The 6,711-nt window shown below is 64.1% G+C and carries 4 protein-coding genes and 1 pseudogene; 3 read left to right on the top strand and 2 right to left on the bottom strand.

What is annotated here, in order from left to right; genetic code table 11:
* Together EOA22_RS39705 and EOA22_RS20615 are read left to right on the top strand one after the other, a co-directional pair.
* Nucleotides 1-170: pseudogene (locus EOA22_RS39705) on the top strand (sugar ABC transporter ATP-binding protein); the annotation flags it as partial.
* Nucleotides 167-1,216: an ABC transporter permease gene (locus EOA22_RS20615; RefSeq protein WP_127390184.1), complete on the top strand. Its 1,050-nt coding sequence runs from the start codon at nt 167-169 to the stop codon at nt 1,214-1,216. The pseudogene EOA22_RS39705 and the gene EOA22_RS20615, both read left to right, overlap by 4 nt.
* A 147-nt stretch (nt 1,217-1,363) precedes the next feature.
* Here EOA22_RS20615 and EOA22_RS20610 read toward each other — a convergent pair whose 3' ends face one another.
* Both EOA22_RS20610 and EOA22_RS20605 read right to left on the bottom strand, forming a co-directional pair.
* A complete protein-coding gene (locus EOA22_RS20610) occupies nt 1,364-3,964 on the bottom strand; it encodes a UvrD-helicase domain-containing protein (protein ID WP_024501437.1) in 2,601 nt (866 codons plus the stop codon).
* A 90-nt stretch (nt 3,965-4,054) separates the two neighbouring features.
* Nucleotides 4,055-4,885 carry a DUF2059 domain-containing protein gene (locus EOA22_RS20605; RefSeq protein WP_013530997.1) on the bottom strand — a complete coding sequence of 277 codons (831 nt, stop codon included), beginning with the start codon at nt 4,883-4,885 and terminating at the stop codon, nt 4,055-4,057.
* A 194-nt stretch (nt 4,886-5,079) separates the two neighbouring features.
* On the opposite strand from EOA22_RS20605, the gene EOA22_RS20600 reads away from it, so the two are divergent.
* On the top strand, nt 5,080-6,711 hold a 1,632-nt coding region (locus tag EOA22_RS20600; RefSeq protein ID WP_127390183.1), incomplete at its 3' end, for a PQQ-binding-like beta-propeller repeat protein.

The raw sequence follows: 6,711 nt of genomic DNA, 5'->3' as shown, positions 1-6,711 counted from the left end.
ACATCGCCGACCACTTCGTGGTGCTGGACCGCGGCAAGGTTGCACTGACGACCGACCGCAGCGAGGTCAAGTCGGCCGAAGATCTCATCAACTTCATGGAAGAGGTCGCGCATCCCGGCGGATTGGCCGGGCTGCACGATGCCGGCGACGCGGAGCAGAGAGCACGATGAGCAAGACCATGGAGCCCAACCTGCACGAGCCGTCCGCCGGCATTCCCCGTCCCAGTTCTCAAAAGGAATGGAGGCACCCATCCGATCACTGGATGCGCGGCTTCATCCTCGACAACCGTGCCGCGCTCGGCACGCTCGCCGTGTTCATCGTCATGATGACGGTGTTCCTGATCGCCAACCCGACCGTTTTCACCACCTGGTATCTCTACCGTTCGGTGCTGACGACGCTCCCCGTTGCGCTGTTCGTGGTGGTGCCGCTGGTCTTCGTCGTCACCTGCGGCGAGATCGACCTGTCGTTTCCGGCAACGATGGGCTTCGCCTCATGGGTCTTCGCGCTGGTCGTGCAGGCCGGCTACGATCCGTTTCTCGGCATCGCCGCGGCACTCGTCACCGGCATGCTGCTCGGCTTCCTGGTAGGCTCGCTGGTCGTCTATGGCGGGCTGTCGTCGTTGATCGCCACGCTGGGCATGAATTTCCTGCTGCGCGGCCTGATCCAGATCATCAACGAGGGCAAGTCGATGGCGCTGACCAGCCTCAGCGACAGCTGGGCCTACACGATCTTCTCCAGCCAGGTCCTGGGCGTTCCGGTGCAGATCTTCTGGGCCATCGGCTTCGTCGTGCTGTCGGCGATGCTCTACAACCGGCACCGCTTCGGCGCGCAGGTGAGGGTGGTCGGCGACAATCCAGACAGCGCCCAGCAGATGGGCATCGACGTCAAGCGTGTGCGGGTGAAAGTGTTCGGCTTCGTCGGCATCGGCGCGGCCATCGCCGGCACCTTCTCGGTGATGATCAACTTCACCTGGTGGCCGACCGCCGGCGACGGCTATCTCCTGCCGGTGCTGGCCTCGGTGTTCGTCGGCGGCACGCCGACCTGGGGCGGCATCGGCACCGTCGTCGGCGGCGCCATCGGCGCGGTTACCGTGTCCTTCATCCAGACCGGCGTCGTGGCGGCGGGATTAAGCGGTTTCTATGTGCAGTTCTTCAACGGGCTGATCATCATCCTGTCGCTGCTGGGGCACAAATGGAATCAGGCGCGGTATCGGTGAGGGGCTGTTTCGTTGGCGGACCGCATGCCTTGACGATTGGCGTAGACATCAATCACTTCGTCATCCACGGGTCTGCGCCGCGTCGCTACCCTCCTTGCTTCGCCCGTGGATGACGAAGGTGAGGCTTCCGCGGGGAAAACGCCATCTTCACACCGCGGCGACAAACCCGTCCAGCACGCGTTTCTGGCCGGCTTTGTCGAAGTCGATGGTCAGCTTGTTGCCTTCGATGGCCGAGATGTTGCCGTTGCCGAATTTCTGGTGGAAGACACGGTCGCCGACGTTGAAGGCGGACGGCTTGTCGGAGACGGATTTGGCGACCAGTTCGCCGTCGATGGTGCGGCCCTTGACCGAGGTGCGGCCGGCGCCGTAGCCGCTGTCCGTCTCGCCGTAGCCGATGCGCTCGACCTGGTGGCCGGAGCGCGAACCCCAGTTGCGGTCGGTCGCCTCGGTGCGGTTGGCCTGCGCCCGCTGCCAGCCCGGCGTCGCATAGGTGTTGGAGAAGGCGCCGGATTTTTCGCTGTCGGCGCCGACATTGTCGAAGCGCGAGGCGCCATAGGGGTTCTGCCGTCCTGCGCCCTGGCCGCCGCGGCCGGAGGCAAAGGAACCGCCGCCATAGGAATTGCCGTAGCCGCCGTAGGAGTTGCCGCTTTCAGCGACCTCGACATGGGCGTTCGGCAATTCCTCGAGGAAACGCGACGGGATCGTCGACTGCCACAGGCCATGGATCTGGCGGTTGGAGACAAACCAGATATGCAGGTTCTTCTTGGCCCGCGTCAGGCCGACATAGGCGAGGCGGCGCTCTTCCTCCAGCCCGGAGCGGCCGCCTTCGTCGAGCGCGCGCTGATGCGGGAACAGGCCTTCCTCCCAGCCGGGCAGGAAGACGGTCTCGAATTCGAGGCCCTTGGCCGAATGCAGCGTCATGATCGAGACGGCGTCGAGCCCGGCATTCTGTTCGGCGTCCATGACCAGCGCGACGTGCTCGAGGAAGGAGCGCAGCGATTCGTACTCCTCCATCGAGCGGATCAGCTCTTTCAGGTTCTCCAGCCGGCCGGGGGCTTCCACCGAGCGGTCGTTCTTCCACATGTCCGTGTAGCCGCTCTCTTCGAGAATGGTCTCGGCGAGTTCGGTGTGCGGCGTGGTTTCCAGCGCCTTCTGCCAGCGCTCGAAATTGGCCGCCACTTCGCGCAAGGCGGCGCGCGGCTTCGGCTTCAACTCGTCGCTTTCGGCGAGCTTGGCGGCGGCCTCCAGCATAGGGATGCGCAGCGCACGGGCGGTGTCGTGGATCTGGCGGATGGTGGCTTCGCCCAAGCCGCGCTTGGGCACATTGACGATGCGCTCGAAAGCGAGGTCGTCGGCGCCCTGCGCGACGACACGGAAGAAAGCCATGGCGTCGCGGATTTCCAGGCGCTCGTAGAAGCGCGGGCCACCGATGACGCGGTAGTTGAGGCCGAGTGTGATGAAGCGATCCTCGAAGGCCCGCATCTGGAAGGATGCACGGACAAGAATAGCCATGTCGTTGAGATTGTGCTTCTGGCGCTGATAGGCCTCGATGGTCTCGCCGATGGCGCGGGCTTCTTCTTCGGAATCCCAGGCGGCGTGGACATTGACCTTGCCATCCTCGGGATCGTTGCGATCCGTGAACAGCGTCTTGCCGAAGCGGCCCTCATTGTGGGCGATGAGGTGGGAGGCGGCACCAAGGATGTGCGCGGTCGAGCGGTAGTTGCGCTCCAGCCGGATGATGGTGGCGCCGGGAAAATCCTTGTCGAAACGCAGGATGTTGTCGACCTCGGCGCCGCGCCAGCCATAGATGGATTGGTCGTCATCGCCGACGCAGCAGATGTTTACGGTGGCGCGGGTTTCGGCCGAAGAGCGCCCAATCTCCCCCTCAAGGGGGGAGATCGGCTTGCCTTGAGGCCTTTGCGCCAACAGCCGCAGCCACATGTACTGGGCGGTGTTGGTGTCCTGGTACTCGTCGACGAGGATGTACTTGAAGCGCTTATGGTATTCCTTCAGCACGTCCGGATTGGCGCGGAAGATGCGGATCGGGTGGCAGAGCAGGTCGCCGAAATCGCAGGCGTTCAGCGTCTTCAGCCGCTCCTGATAGGCCTTGTAGAGTTCGCGGCCCTTGCCGTTGGCGAAGGCGCGCGCGTCGCCCTCGGCAATGTCGGCGGGGCCTTGCCCCTTGTTCTTCCAGCCGTCGATCATCTGGGCGAACTGCTTGGCCGGCCAGCGCTTGTCGTCCAGACCTTCGGCCTGGATCAGCTGCTTGATCAGCCGCACGACGTCGTCGGTGTCGAGGATGGTGAAGTCGGAGCGCAGGCCGGCGAGTTCGGCATGTCTGCGAAGCAGCTTCACTCCAATCGAGTGGAAGGTGCCGAGCCACGGCATGCCCTCTACATTGCCTTCGCCGATCAGCACGCCGATGCGGATCTTCATCTCGCGCGCGGCCTTGTTGGTGAAGGTCACCGCGAGGATCTGCGACGGAAACGCCTTGCCGGTGGCGAGGATGTGGGCGATGCGGGTCGTGAGCACGCGGGTCTTGCCGGTGCCGGCGCCGGCCAACACCAGAACCGGGCCCTCCGTTGTTTCAACAGCTAGCCGCTGCTCCGGGTTGAGGCCCTTCAGATAGTCGGGTGCGTTGTTGTGTCCGCTGCGGGCAGCCATGGCGCGCGCGGCGATACCCGACGGGGCCGAGGGCCGCGCATTGGGTTCGTCGAAAAAGGGCATGTCTTCGGAAAAGCCGGACATCGCCCCGAATGTAGTGATTCGGTGGCGAAAGACCAGAACTGTCTACGTTTTGTTCCGCTAAAGTGCTGGTGGCAAGGATGTACGGGCTGTTCAGGCCTTGCGGTAGCCGAGAGCGACGAAAAATCGCTGCCCTAACGAACGCGCCTCATCGGTCATCACGGCGCCGAGTGCCGTCTGCATCCGGTCGTAGTAATGGCTGCCCGCAGGGGACGCGAGAAATGCCGCGTAAAGCCTGAGATCGTCGAGCGACAAGTCACGATAGGCGAAAGCATTTCCTTCCATGATCCCCTTTTCGGCTTTTTCACGAAGGTTGCCGGCCTGCTTATGCACCAGCACCATTATCTGCTGATCCGATAAAGGCTGCCCGGCTGCCGCGAGCATTCCCGAAACCATCGCATAGCCCATGTTCAATGCGATCGCTTCAGCCATGTCCACGGCGCTGGTATCGTCGACGATTTTCCGGTACAGCGCGAGCCGTGCCGGATCTCCCGCCTGAAGTCCTCCAAGGATTTTCGGACCTTCGATCTTCTTGCGCCCCAGGGCTTGCGGATCGGACGCTTGGATCTCCAGGGCTGTGACCCGCCTGCCCAATGGTGAATCGAAGAAAGCAGCCAGATCGGTGAGATCGACGGGCTGCAACCGGCCCGTCATCCGCGCCTCTACGGCTTTCTCCATCCTGTCAGCGTCAAAAGCGCCTTCAGCGGCGGCGGACAAGGCTTCCTTGACTTTTTCCGGCCCCGGCACGGATTTGATGCCGGCGACTATGCTTGGGCCGAGGCCGGCCAGCATCTCGTGGAAGCCGCTTGCCTTGTTGATCTCCTCGAGCGTTTGTGCCGACGCCGGTTGACTGCCAGCCATAAGCACGACGAAGCCGAACAGCGCGCCGGCAATGCGCATCCATGGCGGAAAGACGAAGGGCATGACTCGGTCTACTCCACGGTGATGCTGCGACGGAGACTGCTCGATAACCCGACCGCAGGCAAGATGAATTGCCACCTTGGCGTGTGGGCCAGCTTGACAGGCGGGGCGGGCAGGAGAAAGCTGTGCGCAGGGCAGGAACGGGACATCGGGCTGTCCTTGGCGTGGCAAAGCGCAACAGTCGAAGGAGTATCATCTTGGCTGTCACCATCACCTCCCTCATTCTTTTCCTCATCGGCCTGGCACTCGGCGGCGGCGGCATCCGCCTGGCGATGCTGGGCGGCAGCTGGTACTATGTCGTTGCTGGCCTTGCCTTCCTGATCGCCGCCTGGCTGCTCTACCGGCGCCGGTCCACCGCACTGTGGCTCTACGCGGCGATCGTGCTCGGCACGCTGGCCTGGGCGGTCTGGGAAACCGGCTTCGACTGGTGGGAACTCGGGCCTCGCGGCGGCGTCATCGTGCTTCTCGCTTTATGGCTGCTGACGCCGTGGGCGAGACGGGGTCTTGTCGGCCCTGACGCACGCGCGCCGCTGATCCTTGCCGTGCTGGCATCACTGGCCGTCGCCGGTTATTCGATGACTTCGGATCCGAAGGACATTGCCGGCGAACTCGGCACCGACAAGGTGGTCGCCAACGCCAATCTCGGCAATGACGTGCCGGCCGGCGAGTGGCACTATTACGGCCGCACGCAGTTCGGCCAGCGCTATTCGCCGCTCGACCAGATCACACCGGACAATGTCGCCAAGCTGCAGCCTGCCTGGACCTACCAGACCGGCGACGTGAAGGGACCGGACGATGTCGGCGAGACCACCTATCAGGTGACGCCGCTGAAGATCGGCGACACGCTCTACATCTGCACGCCGCATAATTTCGCCATCGCCATCGATGCCGCGAGCGGCAAGGAGAAATGGCGCTTCGATCCCAAGGTCAAGCTCGACAAGGACCGCCAGCACCAGACCTGCCGCGGCGTGGCCTATTACGCCGATGCCGCCGGCGCCGCCGGGCAGCCCTGTGCGACCCGCGTCTACCTGCCGACCTCGGACGCGCGGCTGATCGCGCTCGACGCCGCCAACGGGCAGATCTGCCCGGCTTTCGCCGAGGGCGGCACGCTGAACCTTCTGACCAACATGCCCTATCCGAAGTCGGGCTATTATTACTCGACCTCGGCACCGCTGATCTCAGGCGGCAAGATCATTGTCGGCGGCGCGGTCAACGACAATTATTCGACGCAGGAGCCGTCCGGCGTCATCCGCGCCTACGACGCTGCCACCGGCGCGCTGGTGTGGAACTGGGATTCCGGCAATCCGGACCAGACGACGCCGCTGCCGGCCGGCCAGACCTATACCGCCAACTCGCCCAACATGTGGTCGACGCCGAGCGCCGACGAGAAGCTCGGCCTGCTCTACGTGCCGCTCGGCAACCAGACGCCGGATCAGCTCGGCGCCGGGCGCAGTGCCAATGTCGAGAAGTTCTCGTCGTCGATCACCGCGCTCGACCTCAACACCGGACAGGTGCGATGGGTGCGGCAGACCGTGCACCACGATCTCTGGGACATGGACGTACCGGCGCAGCCGAGCCTGATCGACATCACCAAACCCGACGGCACGGTGGTGCCGGCGCTGGTCGGACCGACCAAGCAGGGCGATCTGTATGTGCTCGACCGCCGCACCGGTGAGCCGGTCATCGCGGTCAACGAAGTGCCGGCGCCCGGCGGCGCGATCGAAGGCGACCACACATCGCCGACGCAGCCGGTCTCCGATCTCACCTTCATGCCGAAGCCGCTGACCGGCGCCGACATGTGGGGCCTCACCATGTTCGACCAGTTGGCC

The organism is Mesorhizobium sp. M7A.F.Ca.US.014.04.1.1 (assembly GCF_003998745.1).
Classification (GTDB): domain Bacteria; phylum Pseudomonadota; class Alphaproteobacteria; order Rhizobiales; family Rhizobiaceae; genus Mesorhizobium; species Mesorhizobium ciceri.
Note: the sequence above shows the minus strand (reverse complement) of the source record. Positions and strands in the feature narration are given on the sequence as shown.